The following is a 19,043-nucleotide window of genomic DNA, read 5'->3' on the forward strand; positions in this document are numbered from 1 at the left end:
GCTATCACGATATTGGGATATGGATTTGCTGGCGTCGTGACTTTATTGGGATGACTTTGTCTTTCCCGGGTTTCACTGGCTTTAAACGCAAAAAGCCCCGTCGGAGACGGGGCTATTTCTGATTTGGTTGCGGGGGCGAGCTTTCATCTTTACTTGCGCTCCAAGCAAGTAAAGATGGTTGCAGGTTTAAGTCGCGCAATTTCAGATTGTTTAACAATGGCTTCCAGGGATATCGTCATCCCGCAAGGCGAACTTTTTGCAACATGGGCATAGCGACCTCGCCTTCAAACCAGAGGGCGAGCAACCAGTGAAGTCCAATCACTTATCGGCAGTCTGTCCTCGTTCCCAAGGCGCGGGCCGATTTATGAGTTCGACCATTTCCGGAACCGGGGCAGCCGGTTCAGATAAGCCCAAGCAAAAATCCGAAAACCCTTCGGGGGTCATGACAATCAAACGCCCATTTATCACGTCGTCTGCGCATCGTAGAATGGAGGTATGCGCAAACTCCACCGGCGACTGACCGCATTGGTCGGCTGCACGCTTACAGGCCTTTACCCAGTCTGTTTAGATATAGGCTTTGAAGGGAAGAGGAGGCGTGGTCTCAAGGGGCGCAGCTGTCAGAATTTCGCCTACGAGATCGGCAAATCGCAGTGTAACCGGAAGCCCATCTCCGAATGTGGCGCTATTAAAATTAAGTTTGGTTAGAGACATCAAGTCTTCCAGAACAGTTCGGATTTCCGCGTCACCTTTGACGATGTCTACCGTGAGTGGATTCGGAACTTCCCTTCCTGGGTATGTATTCAATCTGGGGACAAAGCCCGTAGTCCATAAGTAAGCACTTCGGCTGTTGGTGATAATGGCCGTACCACGAAGAATCGGATTTTTTCCGAATCGAAACAGCTTTATCTCGGATTGTCTGCGAATTCGTATCCCGGTAAGGCGTGTTCCTTCCGGTACGGCTCGGCTAAAGCCGGACCACTCATCATCATCAAACCAGGTCTTGCCGTGGATGAACAGTTCAGATGGTGCCTTTCCATGCATGTCGATGTATGCGTCCACTATCATCTTCATGAGCTCATGGGCTTTCGCACCGCCGAGATGAAATGAATTGTCAGCCTCGGAAAACCAAGGACCGACTGCACCCTTGAAAACAACACCTTCTCCGGTATTCAAAAACATCTGAGCCCCGCAGCAGGCATTTTCGGCGCGGCCGGGAATATCCATCTTTTTAAAGACAAGGCCGACATAGCAAACGCCCTCACGAACATCGGCAACTTTCCAGGGGGTGCCCCCAGCCTTGTAGAATGAGGTAGCTGCAAGGTTCCAAGCCACTGACGCAGGGTCTTGAAGCCGCCGTTTTGTATCGCCAAGGTTGCCCCCAGCCAAAGTCGTTTCACGGACGACCTGCAGGATTTGCCTTGTATCCAGCAGCCTTGCTTTCAATTGGTTATGGAAGTTCTCTTCGTACTTGTAAATCTCCGCTTCTTTGAGGTCCTCTTCGAAGAGCCAGCCACCCGTGAACATTCTGTTCGCTTGGCGCCTTCCAATTGCGCGGGACGGTATTTGCTCGCTTCGTGGGACTTTGGACTGTGGTCGGCCGTATTTAAAAACGATCTCCGGCACGATGACGAACCACAGCGCTGGCCGCTCCTCCTCCTGCAGTAGATGACGCCGCAAAGCTTCCTCGTATACGCTGACCGCTGAATGGATAGCCTCACTGCGATCGCTGGAGCGTATACGAGTATCGAGTACCTCTGACGCAACCGCACAGGTTACAAATGGTTGCTCCGGCCAGTCGATTCCGAAAGCGGCCTGAAAGCCTGGCCACATCATTTTGTTCTCCGGCCTGCCAGCTTCCGGGGCACTGATAGTGCCTCTGATCGCCCTTACCCATGCCTTGAATAGCTCGATTCCCGCCGGTGTACCGATCACCCCTACATCCATTCGTGCTGGATTTCGGTTAGAGGCGGGCGGGCCATAGAGGAACAGACCATCCTTTGGATGTTGAGCCCTTTGACCATGCCCAAACGCTAGATTTGGTTCCTCAATGTGCACAACTTCCCATTTCATTCTTCGTCGCCCTCTCCAGCCAGGCTGTCCCCATCGAGGTCTTCGACATCGTCCTCGGGCTCTTCTTGCGGCGTGTCGGGCTCGTCATAGAGAAGAAGATCGGTTGGCATCCGTCGCGCCAGATCGATCGAGACGAGATCACGATCAAGCGAGAGTGCGTCCCGAGATCCAAGCTCAATCTCCACCGTGGGTTTGTCGTCGGCCAGAAATGCTATGAATGCCTCCTGAAGCCCTCTCCATTGGGGGTTCCACCAGTTTTTACAAAAGCGCTTCCTCATCGCGGAAGTTCGTTTGGGATCTGTGATCGGCGTGACCCCGTCTTCAGACCAACAGATATACGGTTTGAAACGAACCACGGGGTCATCACCGATCGTGACATTCACCTTCATGGCCAGATGCCAGAAGACGCCCATCTTTTCACTTCGACCAACCACCGCTTTCCAAGTGCGTTTTCCCTGGGGAAGCTGGTAGAATACCTTGTTGTTCAGCAGTAAATCCTTTGGGAAAAAGTATGCGGCCTGTCTCCCTGAGAACTCTCGCAAGCCGCGTACGCACAGGTACCTCTCAATATTTGCGCGGAGCATTGCTGTTGCCATGTTTTTTGCGTCTATCTTTTTGGGGCGGGTTGCGCCCTTGTCCGTGCCATCGATGAATTCCTCGAATGCATACGATGAATGCTCGCTCAGCTTAAAGTGGTCTGGCAACCTTTCCTGGAGAAACCCGATGTCGGAGAAAGTGACGACAAGTCTGTAGAACTGGCTGCAGGGCACTTCAGTCTTTCTGAGCGCAGCCGAAAACTTGTCTAGGTCTCCCTGGAACGAAAAGACATTCACAGTCGTAGGCAGTTTGACGATCTGTACGAGGTTGGTGAGCGCGCGCTCGGTAGCCGCCTCGACGATGCTTGACGCGGATTCCGATATCCTCCGCCAGTCTTCAAAAAGGGTGCTGTCAGCGGACGCATCCTTCGTGACGCCCATCTTTTCAAGCGAGCGTATAAGATCCAGGTAGCCTTCTCCCCAGTTGCTTGAGAAGTCGATGTGATGGAGTTGGTGAAGCTGAGCCGGAAATTCGTCTAGAGTGACGTCGTCGAGCCTTATTGGGATAATGAACCGACTATCCTTGAGAGTTCTGCTGCGCGAGTCGGCGATGGAAAGTTCATTGCGGAAACCCCTCCTGTCTGAGGCAACGCTAGCCTTCGAGACAACGCTGATGAATTTAACGCTATGCTCCCTTATCGCCACCTCTATGTCTGCCCAGAAAGGGCTACCACCCGTTGAATCAATCAACTCTGCCCAGACCTTGTAGCCCGCGCCTGTCAAGCGAGCGCTGAGCCATCTGACAAAGTCATTGTCTTCAGGTTTGGCGTGACTGATGAAGATAGTTTGCAAAGACATTGAAAATTCCGCGATTCTACCTTTTCAATATGAGCATCGACCGATATTGCTATCAAGCGCGGCGGCACGTTATACACGCATGGTTGCACAGATGAGCAATGCTCCTCCGCGTCGCGATGCCACAAGTACTTGGCTGAAGACACCCAATTGATTGATCAAGCCTGTAGGAATTCAACGGAGGACGACAAGACGTGACGTTTGGGCTCAGCGGCTACCAACAGCAGAAGAAGAGGCGCGTCTTTTTCTCTTTCCACTTCAAAGATATTATGAGGGTCAACAATGTCCGGAATTCGGGAGAATTCGCTCGATCCTCAAGCGATACTGGCCGAAATATCGAGGGTTACTATGACGCCAGCTTGTGGGAATCGCGTAAGCTAGACGGCGATGAATCATTGAAGCGCCTCATCCGCGACGGTGTGAAGAATACTTCAGCGGTTTGTGTATTGGTGGGGTCGCAAACATGGCATCGGCGCTGGGTACGCTACGAGATAGCCCGCAGCGTGGTGGATGGTAAAGGTCTTCTCGCAGTCCACATCAACAGCATCAATCACCATGAGCGAAGACTCCCCGACGATAGGGGCGATAATCCCTGCCGCTACATAGGAATCGCTGCAGCCGAGAGCGGTCAATACTACCTGTGTGAGCGGTTTAATCACAACGGCGCCTGGAGCTGGCGATGGTATCAAGACTACACCCAGCCGATCGGTCTTCCCCAATATTTCCACTCCCCTCCGAACAGGGGAGCGCCCGTGCGCCTGTCAGAGATGACACACGAGTATGACTGGAGTCAAAACGGGTTCAAAAACATCGGGAATTGGATCGACATGGCAGCGTCAGCAGCGGGGCGCTAACGCCCCGTCACCAAACAGCGTTGCCTCGCAATAGTAGGCCCATTAACAAGATTGCACAGGACTAAATCGCGTAAGGAAGTTTTAGTACCGCCGCGCGCAATGAATCTGCTAGAGAATTGAGGGAGCGCGGCGGTCTGGGACGGCCGCCTTGCAGACATCAATACACGCTGTGGTTTTCTTGGAAAAGAAAAACGTTATGAAACCTAAGGTCAAGCAGTTCGTCGAACGTTACCTGAAAGAAATTGTCGAGGGTAACGCTGCAGTGTTCGCCGGAGCGGGTCTATCGGCTCCGGCCGGGTTCGTAAATTGGCGAGAGCTCCTTCGCCCGATCGCGGAAGAGCTCGACCTAGACGCCGATATTGAAACCGATTTTGTTGCTCTCGCACAGTTTCACCGCAACAAGCATCACGGAAACAAGGGGCAGCAAAACCAGCTTCTCATCGAACGGTTTGGCGTTCCGAAAAACCCCACTGCTAATCACAATACCCTCGCCCGACTGCCGATTGCGACCTATTGGACGACAAACTACGATGACTTGATCGAAAAATCCCTTTCAGCCCAGGGTAAAACACCAGATATAAAATATACGGAGGCCCATCTTGCCCTGACGCGACGGGGACGCGATGCCGTCGTCTTTAAAATGCATGGCGACATCTCAAACCCACAGGATGCCGTCCTGGCAAAGGATGATTACGAGCGCTATCATGTAAACCGCGCAGCCTTTGTGACCGCCCTGTCAGGGGATCTTGTTTCGCGAACGTTTCTATTTCTTGGCTTCAGTTTTACCGATCCAAATCTCGATTATATCCTGAGCAGAGTTCGTCTCAACCTCGACGACAACCAGCGTAAACACTACTGCTTTTTCAAAAAGCGCACGAAAATGCCAGGGGAGACGGACGAGGCCTTTAAAAACGCCGTCGTTCGACAGGAACTCGTTATTGCGGATCTTCTGCGCTTCAATATTGAAGCCGTGTTGGTCGACGAGTACGCGGAGATCGATGAAGCCCTACAAATGCTTCACCGCCACTACCGAAGCAAGTCGGTATTCGTTTCGGGAAGCGCAGATACTTTTGATCCGTGGGGGCGATCCAAGGTCGAAGCATTCAGTCGCATTCTCGGCTCGGAACTGGCGAAGCACGGATATCGAGTGGTTACTGGCCTAGGTAAGGGCGTGGGGGATGCCTTACTCAGCGGCGTTGTTGACCAAGTTTATCGGACCTCCAGGAACCAACTTGACGACGCGCTGCTAGTTCGCCCCTTCCCGCAGCAGATCGCCGATGGTGATCGGGAGGCCGTATGGAGAAGGTATCGCGAGGAGCTTATTGGCGAGGCAGGAATTGCGATATTCCTTCTTGGCAACAAGAACGAAAACGGCGCCAATATCATCGCGGATGGCATGAAACAGGAATTCGAGATCGCGGCAAGAGACAAGCTGATGGTAATTGCCATGGGCACATCAGGTTATGCTGCCAAAGAGATATTCGACGACGTTGCCGCCGCTCCGGAAACGTTTTTGTCTGATTTGTCGGCAGAGGCCAAATCCGCGGTACTGCTGCTCGGAGAGCTCGATGCCGAGCCGGACGTATTGGTGTCGGAAATATTGGAGGCAATCGCTACAGCGTTAAAAAAGTGATGGGGTTGGAGTGGCTTACCAATGGGACGTTTTCTTGAGTTATCCGCGAACGCCGTACGTGGAGCCATGGCTGGATAATCACTTTTTTCCGCTGTTGCGCGACCATCTCGATGCGCTCTTGCCAGACGAACCACGGATTTTTCTAGATCGCGCCCAACCAGTTGGTGTTGTTTGGCCCGACAATATCAAGACTGCTCTTAAGCACAGCAGAATAATGGTTGCTGTCTGGACACCGCCCTATTTTCGCTCTCACTGGTGCATTGCAGAATGGGAGAGCATGCTCGCACGTGAACAGCGGTATGCTCGTCCTGGCGCCGTCAACCAGTCAAGCCTCGTATATCCAATCAAATACTCGGACGGACAAAATTTCGACAAGCGCGCCCAAGCTATCCAGGTGAAGGATCTCAGCAGCTTTGGCTACCCGCTGCCAAATTTTCGCGAAGCCATCGCGTACATTGATTTCTACAACGCCGTTCGTGATGTCGCAGAGGATATTCAAGCCCGTCTCGCAGCAGCCCCTGAGTGGGAACCTGATTTCCCTCTTGTGGACGTTGAGCCAATTGCTCAAAAAGGCCCAAGAGTGCGGTTGCCGAGGATCTGAGATGAGAGGAACCGTAATCACATTCTATTCCTACAAAGGTGGGGTTGGGCGTTCTTTTGCGCTCGCTAATATCGCGGCATTGCTCGGCCGATGGGGGTTTCGCGTTCTGTGTGTGGATTGGGATCTGGAGGCCCCTGGCCTCGAAGACTTTTTCAAACCTTACAGACGTGACAATCGCTTCCTCGAAGGAAATGGCCTTGTTGAGCTTTTGCTGGATTTCCATAAACGAGCCCAGGTTCCTTTGCTGTGGCGTGAACTCGTCATCCCCTTGGATAGTCGCCAACTTCCCGGTGTCGATCTCATCAAATCCGGTCTCGCTGACGAAGGCTATACTCGCCGACTGCAACAGCTCAACTGGGACAGGCTTTACAAGAAAGGCCTAGGAGACGCGCTCGAAACGATGTTCGATGAAATCAGGGAAACCTACGATTTTGTCCTTATCGACTCGAGAACCGGTGTGACCGATTTTTCAGGCATCGTGACAGCGCAGCTACCTGATATTCTGGCGTTCTTGTTTACAGCAAACGAGCAGAGCATCAGCGGTGCGACAAAGGTAGCAAGACGCGCGACAACGATTAGAAACGACATTGCCCTCGACCGTTCTCCGTTGCTGACGCTGCCTATTCCGGCACGGTTTGAAGCGCAGGTTGAGCACCGAATATCACAAGAATGGCGAGAGAGATTCGTCGCTGAACTCAAAGAGTTTTATTCGGGTTGGGCCAGTCAGGATGCAAGGCTCGAAAAGCTGATTCCAGCTACGACTATTCCATACGTCCCCTTTTGGAGCTTTGGTGAAAAACTCTCCGTTGTCGAAGATCCGATTGGGGACCAGTCAAGCATCAATTTTGCGATGGAGAATCTGGCCGCGCTTCTCGCGCACAATCTGAGCAAGACACATCTTCTTGTTGGGTCGCGCGACGAATTCGTCGGGGCAGCACGAAGAATCGGCCGTGATCCCGAGAACAGGTCGGTCTTCATAGGCTTCTCATCTGAGCATCGAGACATCGGGGACAAGCTCGCTTCAGAGCTGAGCCGCAATGGTATTGACGTCAGAATTCCCGATCATGTCATTGCGGGAGAGGACTGGGCTCGATCTGTTTCGGATGCATTGGAAAATGTCGATCACTTTGTTCTGCTATTTGGCGACGGCGATGATCGAAACCGCGCCGTGGAAACTGACGTTCGCATGTTTCTACGGCAAGCTGCTTCTGATGAAAGACCACGTCTCCTGATACCATTTATATTGGAAGATGCAGGTACTGAGCGGCTCCCGTCCTACCTTCAACATCTGAAAACTTACGGCATCGCGAAGGACAACGTCGGCGCTGCCGCACAGCAAGTGCTGAAACTGATACGTCCTCATGAGGTGGCCGCGACCAGTGAACAGACGAGCATTCGTATCCATATCTTGGCAGATGGGAATAATCCAATCAACGGTGCGATGATTTCGGCGATCGCGGAAAACGGCACGACAATCGATGCCGTAAGTGACAGCGAAGGACGAGCGATACTGCCGGTGGTGCACTCGCGGACTTATCGAGTGCTTGTCGCGCACCCCCGTTACTGTCCCAAAATATTGACGAACCTGAATACATCAGAACAGCTGGAAGTCCGCCTGAAAAAGCGAGGCGATGTCGGCTCAATCATAATCCAGTCTACAGGTCATATCGAAGGGCTGAGCGGACGGCTAAATCCCATTCTCGATACAAGCGAACGAACCTACTTGTATGCTGAGAATATTGCGATCGATGGCGGAAAGCGTCAGCCTACCACTTTCTCTGTCGATGAACCCTTCGTCCTAGAGGATGCTCATGGGCACGTTTTTCGTGCGATTGTCCGCTTCATTGAAGGCCGGACCGCCTTGATCGAATACGAGCAGGTTGGATCACAGCTTGAAAAACTCGTGTCACTTCGAAATATGATCGACCGTGCTATCGGGATGCTGGCAGACCAAGCAGTTAAGAATGGGGACCTCAAGATAGCTGGCAGGAAGACGCCACCACGCCAACTGGCAGACATTGTCGTTCGCTCTGATCCAAGCCTATCACCGTCATATGGCATGCTCGTCGAATTCTGGGCCGTCGCAAACTCAGCGATCCACGGGCAGGACGTCACCACTACGGAAATCAATAAAGCACTTGATCTTGGCAGAAAGGCACTTCAAATCCTCAGGTCAAATTAATCGGAGCTTGGTCCGACGACCGTGGCGGAGTAATTTGAATTGCCAACATATGTTACGGAAGCTCAAGTCCGCGCAAAAATTGCCGGAGTTGACCAACAGGCAGCACGCGTATTTCTTGCCTTTCATAACGCTCTCGCAGCATTTCGTGACGAGTTTGATATTTTCCTATCTCACTCAATCAAAGACGCGAGCTTAATTCTTGGCATAAAGCGATTGCTCGAAGAGGCCGGGAAGTCAGTTTACATCGACTGGATCGGACACGCACTTCATCCGCGCGAACGTGCGCCCCCTGCTTTGCACCTGCTGATCTTGGATTTGTGTTTTATGTCGGGGATTTAGCCTGTTTGATCGTAGCTGTTTAGCGTACAGGACCGTGGTTTTCGGCTATTGCGGGATAGCTTGGAGTAGGAAATGGTTGCGGGGGCCTGCTTTCATCTTAACTTGCGATCATCGCGACCGCCCCGTGCTTTAATAAAATCTCTTCCTACCTGCGAGCGTAGCGGTCTATTTCGTACCACCGCGTAGTAAGCATCCGGCGTAGGCCGCGGATGGGTCTTCAGCATCCGGTCAGTGGGGTTTGGTTCGGCTTTTTGCGAAGCCAGCTTTCCCGAGCGTTCGGCGACGCGCCAGTTTCGCTATCCGCTCATTGATCGTATCGACGCCAATATCATTCGGCTCGAAGCGACCGCCATACCAGTCCACGACTTTGCGATGTTGTGCATGTCGTGGCTTTGACATTGCGATGAGGAAGTCTTCGAAGCCGGGCAAGCCGCCGACATCTTCCGGCGGCGCGCGCCGGTCGCCGTCGAGGAAGCGCGGATATTCGACTGCCGGATCGGCGTCCGTGACGGCCTCGACAGTGATTGAGTGCCGCCAGTCGTCGCCGAAGTCATAGGTATAGTTGAAGGTGGTGATACCGCGATCCACCAGAGCGCCGATGCGAACATTGCGGGCAGCATAGGTATCAGCCCCGAAGTCCCATTCGGGATCGGGAACGGCATAGCGCTTGCCGCCGGCATTGAACTCGAAGAGGTGATAATCCTTGAAGAGCATGACGGCCTGGATGACGTCGTGCAGCCCCTTCAGACTGGTGGTGATCGGGACCTCGACCCTGCGCCAGATAACTGGCTCGATATGATCGAGCTTGATGTGAAGCCGGGCGATGCGTTCGTTGGATGTCATGATGCCAATGCCAGGGGTGACCGTGCCGATATCCAGTTCCACGGAAGCAGTTGCTCCAACTTGCTGAGCGGAGTGTCGGCGATGCGAGCAAGGACGTCGGCGAGCCAGGCCTGCGGATCGATGTCGTTGAGCTTGGCGCTCATGATCAGCGTCGCCATGAAGGCGGCGCGATCTGCACCACGATCCGATCCGGCAAAGAGCCATGACTTCCTTCCGAGTGCAAAACCTCTGAGCGCGCGTTCGGCGGCATTGTTTGTGAGACAAATCCGGCCGTCGTCGAGGAATGACGTGAAGCCGTTCCAGCGCTTCAGCATGTAGTCGATTGCCTCGGCGACGGGAGAACTGCGCGACAGCTTTGCCCGCTCGGTTAGGAGCCAGTCGTGCAGTTCTTCGACGAGCGGCTGGCTGTCCTTGCGACGGTGCTCCAGTCGTTGCTGGGCGGCAAGACCGTTTGTATCGCGTTCGATGTCGAACAGGGCGTCGATCCGTTTTACCACCTCCAGCGCCATCGGCGAGATCGGCGCGGCTTTGCTGCCACGTTTGGCATTCGTGGCAATGTCAGCGAGCACGAAGAACTTGCGGCGCGCGTGTGCCCAGCACAGCGCCTGTGTCAGAGGCGCGGGATCGCGATCAATCTTGAACAGCGGGTTGTAGCCGCCATAGGCATCTGCTTGCAGAATGCCGGTGAAGGTCTTCAGGTGGCGTTCGGGATGCTCCTGTCGCCGGTCTCGCGAGGCATAGTAGAGGGCGGCGGGCGGTGACTGCCCGCCGAACGGCCGGTCATCCCGGACATAGGTCCAGATGCGGCCCGTATCGGTCTTGCCCTTCGCCAGGATCGGCACGGTGGTGTCGTCGCCATGCAGCCGCTCGGCGGCCATGACATGCGCCTCGATCAGAGAATGGATGGGCTTCAGGGCAGCGGCACACGCGCCGACCTGGTCGGCCAGCGTCGACAGGCTGAGGACAATGCCCTCTCGGGCATAGCGCTCGCTTTGACGGTTCAGCGGTTGGTGCTGGGCGAACTTCTCGAACAGGATCATCGCCAGAAGGTTGGGTCCGGCAAAGCCGCGCGGCGTCACATGGAAGGGCGCTGGTGGCTGCGTGATCTTCTCGCATTCGCGGCAGGAGAACTTCTCCCGCACCGTCTGGATGACCTTCCACTGACGTGGGATGACCTCCAGGGTCTCGGTGATATCCTCGCCGAGCTTCGACAGCTTGGCTGAACCGCAGCAGAGGCAGGTTGTCGGGGCAGCGATGACGACACGCTCGCGCGGCAGATGTTCTGGAAACGGCTTGCGTGACGGACGTCTGCGCTCAAAGGCCCTGACGGTCGAGGCATTGGCTGCGATCTCTGCTGCCAGTTCATCTTCGCCAGCATCAGCCTCCAGCTCCTCGAGCTGTAGTTCCATCTGTTCAAGGAGCCGCGCTTTGCGCTCAGACCTGCTGCCGTAGAGCTCACGGCGAACCTTCTCGATCTCCAGCTTCAACCGCGCGATCAACGCCTCGGAATGTGACACCAGTGCCTTTGCGCTGGCGGCCTCCGCCTTGGCGGTCGCGGCATCTGCCTCGGCCGTGATGCGCCGGGCACGCTCCTTCGCCAGGGCCGCAAGTGCGCTGGCAAGGTCGTCAGGAAGCTGTTCGGCCGCATTGTTCATGGACTGATGGAATCATATTCGACCCCGCCATTCCAGTGTTTTTGCTCATCCGGCCGACGTCGGTCGCCAGGTTTTTTGCGGCATCCGCCAGTCGATACCTTCCAGCAAATAACCGAGCGGCCCAGGGGTAATCACGACCGTCCCATCGGCCGTCGACGGCCATATGAAGCGTCCGCGTTCCAGCTTCTTCGTGAACAGGCAAGCGCCTTGGCCGTCATGCCAGATGACCTTGATCAAGCCACCACCGCGGCCGCGGAACACGAACAGATGTCCACACATGGGATCGCGCTTCAGTGTCTCTTGCACCATCAGCGACAGACCGGGAAAGCCCTTGCGCATATCGGTATGGCCGGTTGCCAACCAGACCTTCACGGCAGCAGGAACCGGTATCATCGCCGACCCAGCACACAATCGAGAATGCGGCCAAGCGCTTCCGTGTCGATGTCGCTGTCCACTCGAACACGACGGCCACGGCCCAGCTCAATCGTTACATCGCTACGCTTCCGGCGGGGCTGCGATGGGGCCGGCGCTTCCGTAGCGGCGGGTTGGGCCTCCGACACGATCACCGGCACCAACGTGCTCGCCGTATCAGGCCTCGGTTCCTCGATTTGGCAAAGCTCCTTGCGCCAACGGAAGAGTTGGCTCACATGGATACCGGCCGCACGGGCAATCTCGGAAAGCACCGCACCTGGCTCAAGGCAGGCCGCAACGAGCCGCTCTTTGTCCTCGCGAGACCAGCGCCGGCGGCGCTCGACAGACGTGATCACTTCAATCGGATGCTTCGTCATAGGACTACTCCTAGTGTTTGCACTAGGACTTCCGATGTTCGCATCAACCTCGCAAGACGGCCCTCACCGGGGGCTTACACCGCGTAGGAACCTGACGCCAAAATACTCATCGAGAGAAAACGAATTAACCCTTCACTCAAAGGTGCCGCCTGGCACTTACGACGACGGGTAATGCTGTGATAGCTGCTGCCTTGTCACGCTAACCGCGATGAGACCACGCTTCACGAAGGCGTTTGTCACCGCTTGGGCACTAACTGCAAAATTCTTGATCCTGTTCAACCGGGCGCTTGAAAACATCGATGTAATTCAGGACTGCCAACGGAGCTATGAGATGCCCGTCAAGATCAGGCCGTAGGCTGAGCGCTGAGTGAAATATCAGCTTTCCGGCAAGGCATTAGAAAGATCGATGGGCGGCACGATCTTATTTGCCTGCGAGCGCTGGATCGCACATTCATGGGCAAGAAAATCGACCAGCGCCCGCACCGATGGCAGCAGCCCGCGGCGGGTGGGAAAAACCGCGTGTACAATGCCTGCCATAGGTCGCCAGTCGGGAAGAACATGAATGAGCCGACCCGCTCTGATATCATCCCAGACAAAAATGGTCGGCAATTGTACCGCACCCGCGCCGGCAATTGCCGCATCGCGAAGCACCTTCATGTCATCGGTGATCAGGCGGGGCGAATGCGGAACGGTCGCGACTTGCCCATCGGCGTGATGCAGCTCCCAGGCATAATCCCTGTGAGGCCGCTTCCAATCCAGGCTCGGCAGCCCCCTCAAATCGGCAGGCGATTTTACGGCGCCTGAAATCAGGCCAGGCGCGGAAACCAGGCACTGGCTGCTTTCATCGAGCCAGCGCATGACAAGATCAGTCGAATCAAGCGGCGGGAACCGTACCCGGATGGCCAGATCGATCGCTTCCGAAATGACGTCAACGCGGCGGTTCGTACTTTCCAGATGAATTTCGATGCCCGGATTCTGCATCATGAAACGCGAAATCAGCTCACCGAACTGAAACGAAAGCAATGCCGTCGGGCAGCTCATGCGTACAACACCGCGCGGCTCCGTCCTCACCCTGGCGATAACCTTTTCGGCAGCCTCAGCCTCGACAAGCATTGCCACGCAACGCTCGTAGAACTCGCGACCGATCTCCGTCACGGAAAAGCGGCGAGAAGAACGGTTGAGAAGGCGCACGCCCAGACGTTCTTCCAGATGAAGAATACGACGGCTCAGTCTTGACTTCTGAATGCCAAGCGCACGCCCGGCTGGAGAGAAGCCACCATGGTCGACAACGGCCACAAAATAATAAAAATCGTTAAGGTCCTGCATTGTCCTTTTTGTAGGACGCTGCGTCGCTTTTTGCAATCTTTTTTCATCATCGTTGCGATGTTATTCCTTCCTTCATCAAGCTCTACTGCAGCGTTGATGGAGGAAAAAACATGGGTAAGAAAGTCATTGGCCGCTACGGGAATGATCGGCAACATTGGGTCGGCAACGGTTTTCCCGTTCGCTCGCTTTTCTCCTATAATACCCTCGGCGCCCACATCAGCCCGTTCCTCCTACTCGATTACGCCGGGCCATATGACTTTCAACCAACTACGCAGCGGCGTGGCGTCGGCAAGCATCCGCACCGCGGCTTCGAGACCGTCACCATCGTCTATGACGGCGAGGTCGAACATCACGATTCGGCAGGCAATGGCGGTATTATCGGGCCGGGTGACGTCCAGTGGATGACGGCGGCTGGCGGCATCATTCATGAGGAATACCATTCGTCAGCCTTCGCAAAGGCGGGAGGGACATTGCGCATGGTTCAGCTCTGGCTGAACCTGCCCGCCAAGGACAAGATGACATCGGGCGGCTATCAGAGCATCCTGAAGACGGACATTCCCCAGGTCTCTTTGCCCGGAAACGCCGGGAAGGCACGGATCATAGCCGGTCAGTATCGCGCAATAAAAGGGCCGGCAAAAACCTTCACCCCCATCAACCTGTGGGACTTGACCCTCAAGACCGACGCAGAACTGACGCTCGATCTGCCCGAGAGGCATACCGCGATGATCGTGGTGCTAAGCGATCGCGTCGTCATCGATAACAACCATGAGGCAGGTGAAGCGGAGATGGTACTGCTCGATCCGGCAGGCCGCGAGGCTCGCATTCATAGCGATGGTGAAGCGCAGTTGTTGGTCCTGACGGGAGAGCCGATCGATGAACCCATCGTGGGCTACGGGCCGTTTGTTATGAACAACGAGGCTGAAATCAGACAGGCGATCGAAGACGTTGACAGCGGATGCTTCGGCATCGCCGCAGCATGATCGGGAGAGCCGGAAGCATACAGCATCCGGCTCCTCTTTCCTGTGGAAGGGTCCGCGCTCGCTCGTCCACTTGATCGAGGGCTTCGGCCCGCGCCAGCGCAAAATTCCAATCGATGAAAGAAACCTACCAATGGCAAGCGAAGAAATCCGCAATCCCCATACCGACCAGCTTCTCACGCCGCAAAACTCTGCCCTCATCGTCATCGACTACCAGCCGATACAGGTATCGTCGATCCGCTCGATGCCGCGCGACGAACTGGTCTTCAACATCACAAGCGTCGCCAAGGCGGCGGTCAACTACGATCTGCCGATCATCCATTCGACCGTCAATGTCGCAACCGGCCGCAACAAGCCGCCGATCGCCGAACTTCAGGACGTGCTCGGCCATCTGCCGACCTATGACCGTACCTCTATCAACAGCTGGGAGGATGTGGCGTTCAAACAGGCCGTCAAGGCCATTGGCCGCCGCAAACTCATCATGACCGCGTTGTGGACCGAGGCATGCCTAACCTTCCCCGCGCTCGATGCCATTCAGGAAGGTTATGAAGTCTATTTGCCGGTCGATGCCATCGGTGGCACTTCTCTTGCCGCCCATGAAGCAGCACTACGCCGCATCGAACAGGCTGGGGGAAAGCTGATCAGCCGCGTTCAGATGTATTGCGAACTCCAGCGCGACTGGGCACGCGAGGCGACGGTTCCGGGCTTCATGGGCGTGTTCGACAATTACGATGGTTTCAACGTCGAAAAAGCCGCCAAATAACCTTTAGCCGACAAGCAACAACCAAGATCCATGGCGATGGCGGCTCGGCTGCTGTCGCCGCATTTTGCAAGGAGAAAGCAAATGAGCGAGCTATTCATAGTCGTCGGGCTGAAAGCCAAGGCAGGCAAGGAAGACGAACTGCGTCATGACCTGTCGGTGCTCGTCGAACCTTCTCGAAACGAGGAAGGTAATATCCGTTACGATCTGTTCGAGGATCAAAACGAACCGGGACGTTTTGTGTTCGTTGAGGAATGGGCATCCGTGGAAACCCGTAATCGACACCACGAGCATGGTCCGCATATTGCGGATTTTCATGCCAACGGGCGCAGCAATGTCGAAAAAACAGAGTTTGCACATATGCTCAAACGCGTTGTCTGACAGTTTTATCGCAACTGCCGCACCGTTTATTCAGATGACATCAATACCTCAGACAACGTCTATTTGAGCGCATGCCTGCCCGCATAACCTATCCGAACTAGAGCAGCGGCCAAGGACACACTCAGACCCTCTTTCCAGCAACTCCGCTTTCTGGGCCGTGTCCAGACTGTCGTGGGAAATGCTCGGAAACACTCTCTCTTGAGAGACCACCGCGCAGAACCCTCCGCCACATTTGGATTAACTCACGGAACGTCTCTATGCCTCCATTCTACACCCCCGGCCTGCCGCTCAACCGCCGTGATGCCCTGATCGCGGGCGCGGCGCTTGCCGCAAGCCTTACATTACTGCCACGCGCAGCGCGTGCCCGCAGCCCCGTCACCCTAAAACATTCAGAAGGAGAACTCACCATGGGCTTTGTCACGACCGGCGACAATGTTCAGATTTTTTACAAGGATTGGGGCCCCAAGGATGCGCAGCCAATTGTATTCCACCACGGCTGGCCGCTCAGTTCCGATGACTGGGATGCACAGATGCTTTTCTTTCTGTCGAAAGGATATCGCGTCGTCGCCCACGATCGGCGTGGGCATGGGCGTTCGGAGCAGGTCTCCGAAGGTCACGACATCGACCATTACGCGGCCGACGCCTTTGCGGTCGTAAAGGCGCTGGACCTGCGAGACGCGGTCCATATCGGCCATTCCACCGGCGGCGGCGAAGTTGCCCGCTATGTGGCGCAACATGGCGAACCTGCAGGCCGCGTGGCTAAAGCCGTCCTTGTAGCCGCCATCCCACCGCTGATGCTGAAAACCACTGACAACCCCGAAGGCACACCGAAGGAGGTCTTCGACGGTTTTCGGACAGCGCTGGCCGGCAACCGTGCACAGTTCTTCCGCGATGTCCCGTCAGGTCCTTTCTATGGCTTCAACCGCGAAGGCGCGACGGTCCATGAGGGAGTCATTCAGAACTGGTGGCGGCAAGGCATGATGGGCAGCGCCAAGGCGCACTACGACGGCATCAAGGCCTTCTCGGAAACGGACCAGACCGAGGATTTGAAAGCAATCACCGTACCGACCCTCGTGCTGCACGGTGAGGACGATCAGGTCGTCCCGATCGCTGCCTCGGCATTGAAATCCGTCAAGCTGCTGAAGAACGGAACGCTGAGGACCTATCCCGGCTATTCTCACGGCATGTTGACGGTCAATGCCGATGTGCTGAACGCGGATATCCTGGCATTCATCACCGGATAATAAACTTCGGGACGCAATTCGCAGCTCATATCTACCATGCCAGCCGGACCACCGCTTGGAGCACTTGCCCGCGATGGTCCGGCAAGGGATGTCCTAGGCATCAAAGACAGCGGCAAGCCAAGTGACGAGGCGCCACGCGTTGGCATCGATTGCCCTTGAAATGTAAAACGTTCGTTTTACATAATGGTCATGACCCGGCACGGAGGATCCGAGATGAACATGAAACAAAGGCTCGTCACCGCAGCCGAGAAACTGTTCGATGAGCACGGCTTCACGGCAACTGGTATGGACCAGCTGACTGAAGCCGCATGCATGTCGAGCCGGACGCTCTACAAGCATGCCGGTAGCAAGGTAAAGCTCATGGCCTCGATCCTCACCGAACGGGATCGGCGGTTCATGCGCAGAATCGAAGTCGGGAGTGTGGACGCGCTCTTCGCTGCGCTCGAAGATTGGAACCGCGTCGAAGGAACACGAGGCTGCCTCTTCCTGCGCGCCCGTGCTGAGACAGGCGGAGAGATTCCTGAAATCTCGGCGGCGGTCGCTGCGCACAAGTCAGCCCTTCGGAAGCGGATCGCTGACATCGTTCTGACGGAACTCGGATACGATGACCCAATCTTGGCCGAACAGGTTCTCGTTCTTTTCGAGGGCGCGATCCATGCCGCCGTGTATCGGGGTGCTTTCTCCGTCTCGGCCGCGCGGGCTGCGGCTTCGGTGCTCGTTGAAAAGGCACGGTCATGAGCCCGGCTTTCCGTACTGGTGCGATAGGCCTCGGCCTGATCGCCGTATGCTACGGGTTCGCCCGGTTTGCCTTCGGATTACTCTTGCCTCAGATCGGCGCGGATCTTGCGCTTGGTCCAGAATTGCGCGGCGTAATCTCGGGTGGTGCCTTCGCCACCTATTGTGTTACTATCATCGCCTCCGCCTACCTTACCGAAAGGGTCGGAGCCACGGTGGTCGCAACCATAGCCGCGACAGTCGCGGCCATTGGCATGGCGGGTATTGCACTGGCACCGTCTGCGCTAATTCTGGCTATTTCCGTGATGGTGGCCGGCGCCAGCACCGGGCTGGCGTCGCCGCCGATGGCCGCGGTCGTGGCGGCGGCTGTCCCGCCGTCCGGCCAGGATAGGACGAACACGACAATCAATGCCGGGGCAAGCGTCGGCGTTGCCATCTCGGGTCCTATCGCTCTTGCTATGGCGGAACAATGGCGGCTTGGCTTTGCCGTCTTTGCGGCCATGGCGGTGATCTTGGCAGTTATCACCGCAGCTTTGTTACCGAATGCTCGCACTGGTAAGAGAGTTGCCGAAGAGCCGGTCGCATCCACATCTTTGCTGCGCCTGATCGCTGCAACGTTTTTGATGGGCGCGGCGAGTACGGCGGTGTGGTCTTTCGGCAGCGAGCTCGTGTCGCGGCAACTGGCTTGGGGCCCGGCGGGCGTCAGCCTCCTATGGAGTTGCATCGGCCTCGGCGGGATAACGGGCATATGGGCTGGTGGCTGCATCGCGCGTTTCGGACTGGTGCCTGTCCACTGGACACTTCTTGTCCTGATGGCGACAGCCATCCTGAGCTTTGGTCCCGGGGCTAGGACGCCTGCAATAGTACTCCTTGGCGGGGCCGTGTTCGGAGCGGCCTACGTGATGCTCACCGGCGTCTATCTTGTGTGGGGGGTGCGCACCTTGGCCGACCGCCCCGCTACAGGTTTAATGATCGCCTTCCTGACGATTGCCATCGGCCAGACGGCCGGCGCCCCGCTGTTCGGCCTGCTTCTGGGCAGCTTTGGCGCCATGCCGTCGGTGGCGACCTTCGCGGCCTTCGCGCTCGCTGCCGGATGCGCCCCAGAGAATACCGCGAAGTCCGGGATCGGATCTCGCGACAGCCGATTTTGATCTGCCTCAATAGGCGCTCTGGCTCGTTGTCCGGACGCAAGCAAACCGACCAGTGACAGCTGATGCCCAGAAGCGGTCCAGACCTGCTTGGAGCCTGTCAATTTAATGGGACA

The 19,043-nt window shown here is 55.9% G+C and carries 18 protein-coding genes; 11 read left to right on the forward strand and 7 right to left on the reverse strand.

Annotation, left to right across the window (positions count from 1 at the left end; all coding sequences use genetic code 11):
• Positions 1-564 precede the first annotated feature (564 nt).
• A complete protein-coding gene (locus CES85_RS19840; RefSeq protein ID WP_095447451.1) occupies positions 565-2,070 on the reverse strand; it encodes an argonaute/piwi family protein in 1,506 nt (501 codons plus the stop codon).
• Complete coding sequence (locus tag CES85_RS19845) at positions 2,067-3,464, reverse strand: toll/interleukin-1 receptor domain-containing protein (RefSeq protein WP_095447452.1); 1,398 nt, start codon at positions 3,462-3,464, stop codon at positions 2,067-2,069. Before CES85_RS19845 ends, CES85_RS19840 begins: the two co-directional genes overlap by 4 nt.
• 191 nt (positions 3,465-3,655) lie before the next feature.
• Between CES85_RS19845 and CES85_RS19850 the strand changes: the two genes are divergently transcribed.
• From CES85_RS19850 to CES85_RS27555, 5 genes are all read left to right on the forward strand, one after another.
• A complete protein-coding gene (locus tag CES85_RS19850) occupies positions 3,656-4,315 on the forward strand; it encodes a TIR domain-containing protein (RefSeq protein ID WP_244923266.1) in 660 nt (219 codons plus the stop codon).
• Between the two features lie 196 nt (positions 4,316-4,511).
• Complete coding sequence (locus CES85_RS19855; RefSeq protein WP_095447453.1) at positions 4,512-5,948, forward strand: SIR2 family protein; 1,437 nt, start codon at positions 4,512-4,514, stop codon at positions 5,946-5,948.
• Positions 5,949-5,958: 10 nt separating this feature from the next.
• The gene (locus CES85_RS19860; protein WP_095447454.1) at positions 5,959-6,549 is read left to right on the forward strand and encodes a TIR domain-containing protein; all 591 of its coding nucleotides are present in this window, start codon (positions 5,959-5,961) and stop codon (positions 6,547-6,549) included.
• A gap of 1 nt (position 6,550) precedes the next feature.
• Entirely contained in the window at positions 6,551-8,731 is a 2,181-nt protein-coding gene (locus tag CES85_RS19865; RefSeq protein WP_167388304.1) for a KGGVGR-motif variant AAA ATPase, read from the forward strand.
• Positions 8,732-8,770: 39 nt separating this feature from the next.
• The gene (locus tag CES85_RS27555; RefSeq protein ID WP_208636298.1) at positions 8,771-9,070 is read left to right on the forward strand and encodes a hypothetical protein; all 300 of its coding nucleotides are present in this window, start codon (positions 8,771-8,773) and stop codon (positions 9,068-9,070) included.
• A gap of 228 nt (positions 9,071-9,298) precedes the next feature.
• On the opposite strand, the gene CES85_RS19875 is transcribed toward CES85_RS27555, so the two are convergent.
• The 5 genes from CES85_RS19875 to CES85_RS19895 all read right to left on the reverse strand — a co-directional run bounded on the left by CES85_RS19875 (position 9,299) and on the right by CES85_RS19895 (position 13,682).
• The gene (locus CES85_RS19875) at positions 9,299-9,955 is read right to left on the reverse strand and encodes a plasmid pRiA4b ORF-3 family protein (RefSeq protein WP_244923267.1); all 657 of its coding nucleotides are present in this window, start codon (positions 9,953-9,955) and stop codon (positions 9,299-9,301) included.
• Complete coding sequence (gene tnpC, locus CES85_RS19880; protein ID WP_095447456.1) at positions 9,910-11,568, reverse strand: IS66 family transposase; 1,659 nt, start codon at positions 11,566-11,568, stop codon at positions 9,910-9,912. The genes CES85_RS19875 and tnpC overlap by 46 nt, the downstream gene beginning before the upstream one ends.
• Before the next feature lie 45 nt (positions 11,569-11,613).
• Positions 11,614-11,961 (reverse strand): IS66 family insertion sequence element accessory protein TnpB, encoded by a 348-nt coding sequence (tnpB, locus tag CES85_RS19885; protein WP_095447457.1) that lies wholly within the window; start codon positions 11,959-11,961, stop codon positions 11,614-11,616.
• Positions 11,958-12,356 carry an IS66-like element accessory protein TnpA gene (tnpA, locus tag CES85_RS19890; protein ID WP_095447458.1) on the reverse strand — a complete coding sequence of 133 codons (399 nt, stop codon included), beginning with the start codon at positions 12,354-12,356 and terminating at the stop codon, positions 11,958-11,960. Before tnpA ends, tnpB begins: the two co-directional genes overlap by 4 nt.
• A 375-nt stretch (positions 12,357-12,731) precedes the next feature.
• Entirely contained in the window at positions 12,732-13,682 is a 951-nt protein-coding gene (locus tag CES85_RS19895) for a LysR substrate-binding domain-containing protein (RefSeq protein WP_095447459.1), read from the reverse strand.
• A 110-nt stretch (positions 13,683-13,792) separates the two neighbouring features.
• Here CES85_RS19895 and CES85_RS19900 point away from each other — a divergent pair, with 110 nt between their 5' ends.
• From CES85_RS19900 to CES85_RS19925, 6 genes are all read left to right on the forward strand, one after another.
• Complete coding sequence (locus CES85_RS19900) at positions 13,793-14,662, forward strand: pirin family protein (protein ID WP_095447460.1); 870 nt, start codon at positions 13,793-13,795, stop codon at positions 14,660-14,662.
• A gap of 130 nt (positions 14,663-14,792) precedes the next feature.
• On the forward strand, positions 14,793-15,422 hold the full coding sequence (locus tag CES85_RS19905; RefSeq protein WP_095447990.1) for a hydrolase: 630 nt from the start codon (positions 14,793-14,795) through the stop codon (positions 15,420-15,422).
• 81 nt (positions 15,423-15,503) lie between these two features.
• Positions 15,504-15,800: a putative quinol monooxygenase gene (locus CES85_RS19910; RefSeq protein ID WP_095447461.1), complete on the forward strand. Its 297-nt coding sequence runs from the start codon at positions 15,504-15,506 to the stop codon at positions 15,798-15,800.
• 257 nt (positions 15,801-16,057) lie between these two features.
• Positions 16,058-17,044 (forward strand): alpha/beta fold hydrolase, encoded by a 987-nt coding sequence (locus tag CES85_RS19915; RefSeq protein ID WP_095447462.1) that lies wholly within the window; start codon positions 16,058-16,060, stop codon positions 17,042-17,044.
• Positions 17,045-17,257: 213 nt separating this feature from the next.
• Positions 17,258-17,782, forward strand: coding sequence for a TetR/AcrR family transcriptional regulator (locus CES85_RS19920; protein WP_095447463.1), 525 nt, complete (start codon positions 17,258-17,260; stop codon positions 17,780-17,782).
• The gene (locus CES85_RS19925) at positions 17,779-18,930 is read left to right on the forward strand and encodes an MFS transporter (protein ID WP_095447464.1); all 1,152 of its coding nucleotides are present in this window, start codon (positions 17,779-17,781) and stop codon (positions 18,928-18,930) included. Before CES85_RS19920 ends, CES85_RS19925 begins: the two co-directional genes overlap by 4 nt.
• Positions 18,931-19,043: the final 113 nt, after the last annotated feature.

Source organism: Ochrobactrum quorumnocens, assembly GCF_002278035.1.
Classification (GTDB): Bacteria; Pseudomonadota; Alphaproteobacteria; order Rhizobiales; family Rhizobiaceae; genus Brucella; species Brucella quorumnocens.